We start from the raw sequence: 3055 nt of genomic DNA on the forward strand, positions 1-3055 counted from the left end.
GTTCATAGCCCCGCCGGCGATTGAGGCGCGGGGGTCTGGGGGCGGAGCCCCCAGGGGTCCGGGGCTTGCCCCTGGGGGCACCTCCCAGCGGTAGCTGGGGGAGGAACGGGCGAAGGGCGGGGCGGGGAGCAGGCCCCGCGCAGCGGCGCGGCCGTCAGGCGGGGGTGACGGGGAGGCCCGCGGAGCGCCAGGCCTGGAAGCCGCCCGTGAGGTCCGTCGCCCGGCGGAGCCCCAGCGCCCGGAGCGAGGCCACCGCCAGCGAGGACGCGTAGCCCTCGTTGCAGATCACCACCACCCGCAGGTCGTGCGAGTCCGCCTCCGGGAGCCGGTGCGACCCCAGCGGGTCCAGCCGCCACTCCAGTTCGTTCCGCTCCACGACCACCGCCCCCGGGATCACCCCGTCCCGCTCGCGCAGCGCCTGGTAGCGGATGTCCACCAGCAGGGCACCCTCCAGCGAAGCCTCGTACGCGGTCCGCGCGTCGACGCGGGTGTACGTCGTGCGCACCCGCTCCAGGAACTCGTCGATGCCCACCGGGCCCGGGCCGCTCACTGCCAGTCCGCCGGACGCTCGACGTGCTCCAGCCGGAGCACGGCACCGCTGCGGCTGTACCGGCGGATCAGCGGCAGCGGCGGGTAGTAGGCGTGGACCGAGATCGCGTGCTCGGAGTCCGACTCGTTGAGCACCTCGTGGACGTGGTGCTCGCCGAACGCCCGCCCGGTCACCGCGCCGAGGCTGCGGGTGCGGTCCACCTCAGGGGCCAGCTCCAGGGTCCGCCACCCCTCCGACGGCAGCCGCACGGCCAGGGAGTGCTCGGTGAGCCGGCCCCGCGCGGTCGCGAACGCGCCCCGGGACTCGGCGTGGTCGTGCCAGCCGGTGCCGGTGCCCGGCGGCCAGCCGATCAGCCAGGCCTCGCTGCCGCCCGGGCCGTCGAGCCGGATCCAGGTCCGCCCTTCCGGGTCGAGGGGGAGCGAGTCGACGATCTCGGGATCGGACGCGGTGCGCAGGGCGAAGGCGAGGAGCTCCGCTGCGGTGGGTGCGGCGGAGCGGGCAGGGGCGTGCGTGGACACGGAAGCAGACATCGGGGCGTGACCGTCCTGGGGTTCGCGAAAGGGGCGCGCAGGCCCGGAAGGGCGGCGGGGCGCGCGGGAAGGGGGCGAATCAGCAGGAGGGGCGACACACGCAGCCCGCGTAGCGGAGCAGGTCCATGTGAACCCTCCGCCACAGGCGTACGTCGTTGCCGGTCATGTCGGCGAGTGAACCACGAGTGCCCGAGGGCGGTCAATCGATCACAGGGGCGGGTGTGGCGGGAGCGCCGGCCGGAGCTCCCGCCCGGACCGTGTCGGCCGCCGCGTACAGCTCGGCCGGACGGACCCCCGCGAAGGTCGCGGCGAGGTGCCCGTCGGGGCGCACCAGGAGCACGGTGTGCGCCGGGGCCCCCGGGTAGGCGTCCGCCACCAGGAGCTCGGCCGGCACCGGCAGCGCGGTCACGGCCGCGGCGAGCCGGGGCATCAGCCCGGCCCCCGCCCAGTGGCGCCGGTCCCACACCCCGGTACCCGGTGCCACCAGCAGCACCAGCAGCTTCCCGCGCCCCAGCAGGTCCCGCAGCGGGACGGTGGACCCGTCGGGCGCGGACACGGGCACGTTGGCCACGGGCCCGCCCGGCTCCGTGTCCGTCGGCACCTCGCGCACGGCCACCGGCGGCGCGTACACCGGCCGGCCGCCCAGCGGGCCCCGGCCCAGGTGCCCGTCGGTCAGCAGCCCCTCGGCCGAGCGGCCCGACCCGGGCAGCAGGCCGCGCAGGCCGGCCCCGCCGCGCAGCACCGGCAGGGCCTGGTCGGCGGCGCGCAGCCGGGCGGCGACTGCCGTGCGCCGCTCGCCCTCGTAGCTGTCGAGCAGGGCCTCGGAGGCCCCTTGGTGCCAGTCCAGGGCCAGCTTCCAGGCCAGGTTCTCGGCGTCGCGCAGCCCCTCCTCGACGCTCTGGGTGCCGAGTGCGCCCAGCAGGTGCGCGGCGTCCCCGGCGAGGAAGGCCCGGCCGTCGCGCCAGCGCCGGGCGAGGCGGTGGTGCTGGATGTGCACGCCGGTGTCGATGAGGTCGTACGGGGGTGTGCTGCCCCCGCACCAGAGCGCCAGGGTGTCGCGGATCAGGGTGACGAGGGCGTCCGGGGTGACGAGTTCCCCGCGCGGCGGCAGTAGCCAGTCCAGCCGCCAGATGCCGTCGGACAGCGGCCGGGCGGTGATCTCCTCCGGGCCGGACGGCGGGTTGCGGTGCAGCAACGCCTCGCCGGGCCAGGGCAGTTCGGCGCGCAGCGCGGCCACGGCGTGCCGTTCGACGGCGGTCCGGCCGGGGAAGCGGATGCCGAGCAGCTTGCGCACGGTGGAGCGGGCCCCGTCGCAGCCGACCAGGTGGCTGCCGCGCCACCAGGTGGTGTGCCCGCCCCGGGTGTGCGCCGTGACCCCGCGTTCGTCCTGCTCCAGGGACTCCAGCTTGGTGTCGGGGGCCAGCTGGACCAGGGGGTGGGCCGCGGCGGCGGCGCGCAGGCCGCGCGCGAGGGCGTGCTGCGGGACGTGCAGGGGGCCGGGGCGGTCCTCGAAGGTGATCCGCCGGACTTCCTGACGCCGCCTCATGGTGCGCCAGGCCGCGTACCGGGCGCCCTCGTCGCCGAGGGTGGTGCAGCCGAGGCGGTGCACCATCGCCTCCGTGTCGGAGTGCAGGACGACGCTGCGGGCGGGCCGGGGCTCGTCCTTGCCGGGCCCTTCGTCGAGCAGGACGGAGGGCACGCCGTGGCCGGCCAGGGCGAGGGACAGGGAGAGTCCGACGGGGCCCGAGCCGACGACGATCACCGGGTCCATGATGCGGCTCCCGATGTCCGGTATGTGATCACAGAACGTATGCAACCCACTGGAGGTTCCGGCGTCAAGTGACCCCGGTCCGGACAAAGCAGTGTGGTGGGGGGGGGGGGGGAGGGGGCCCCCCCCCACGCACCCGCCACAAGCACAAAGCCGGAGGACCCCCCCCAAAACCCCCCCCCCCCCCACGAGCCCCGGGCCCCGGGG

General features: G+C 76.4%; 4 protein-coding genes. All 4 read right to left on the bottom strand.

The window, feature by feature from the left end; translation table 11 throughout:
• Positions 1 to 154 precede the first annotated feature (154 nt).
• The 4 genes from ACFVXK_RS29550 to ACFVXK_RS29565 all read right to left on the bottom strand — a co-directional run bounded on the left by ACFVXK_RS29550 (position 155) and on the right by ACFVXK_RS29565 (position 2851).
• A complete protein-coding gene (locus ACFVXK_RS29550) occupies positions 155 to 550 on the bottom strand; it encodes a rhodanese-like domain-containing protein (RefSeq protein ID WP_389617334.1) in 396 nt (131 codons plus the stop codon).
• Complete coding sequence (locus ACFVXK_RS29555) at positions 547 to 1080, bottom strand: cysteine dioxygenase (protein ID WP_389617337.1); 534 nt, start codon at positions 1078 to 1080, stop codon at positions 547 to 549. Before ACFVXK_RS29555 ends, ACFVXK_RS29550 begins: the two co-directional genes overlap by 4 nt.
• A gap of 79 nt (positions 1081 to 1159) precedes the next feature.
• The gene (locus ACFVXK_RS29560; RefSeq protein ID WP_311318651.1) at positions 1160 to 1246 is read right to left on the bottom strand and encodes a putative leader peptide; all 87 of its coding nucleotides are present in this window, start codon (positions 1244 to 1246) and stop codon (positions 1160 to 1162) included.
• A gap of 33 nt (positions 1247 to 1279) precedes the next feature.
• Positions 1280 to 2851 (bottom strand): FAD-dependent monooxygenase, encoded by a 1572-nt coding sequence (locus ACFVXK_RS29565; RefSeq protein ID WP_389617340.1) that lies wholly within the window; start codon positions 2849 to 2851, stop codon positions 1280 to 1282.
• Positions 2852 to 3055: the final 204 nt, after the last annotated feature.

The organism is Streptomyces sp. NPDC058157 (assembly GCF_042884105.1).
GTDB lineage: Bacteria > Actinomycetota > Actinomycetes > Streptomycetales > Streptomycetaceae > Streptomyces.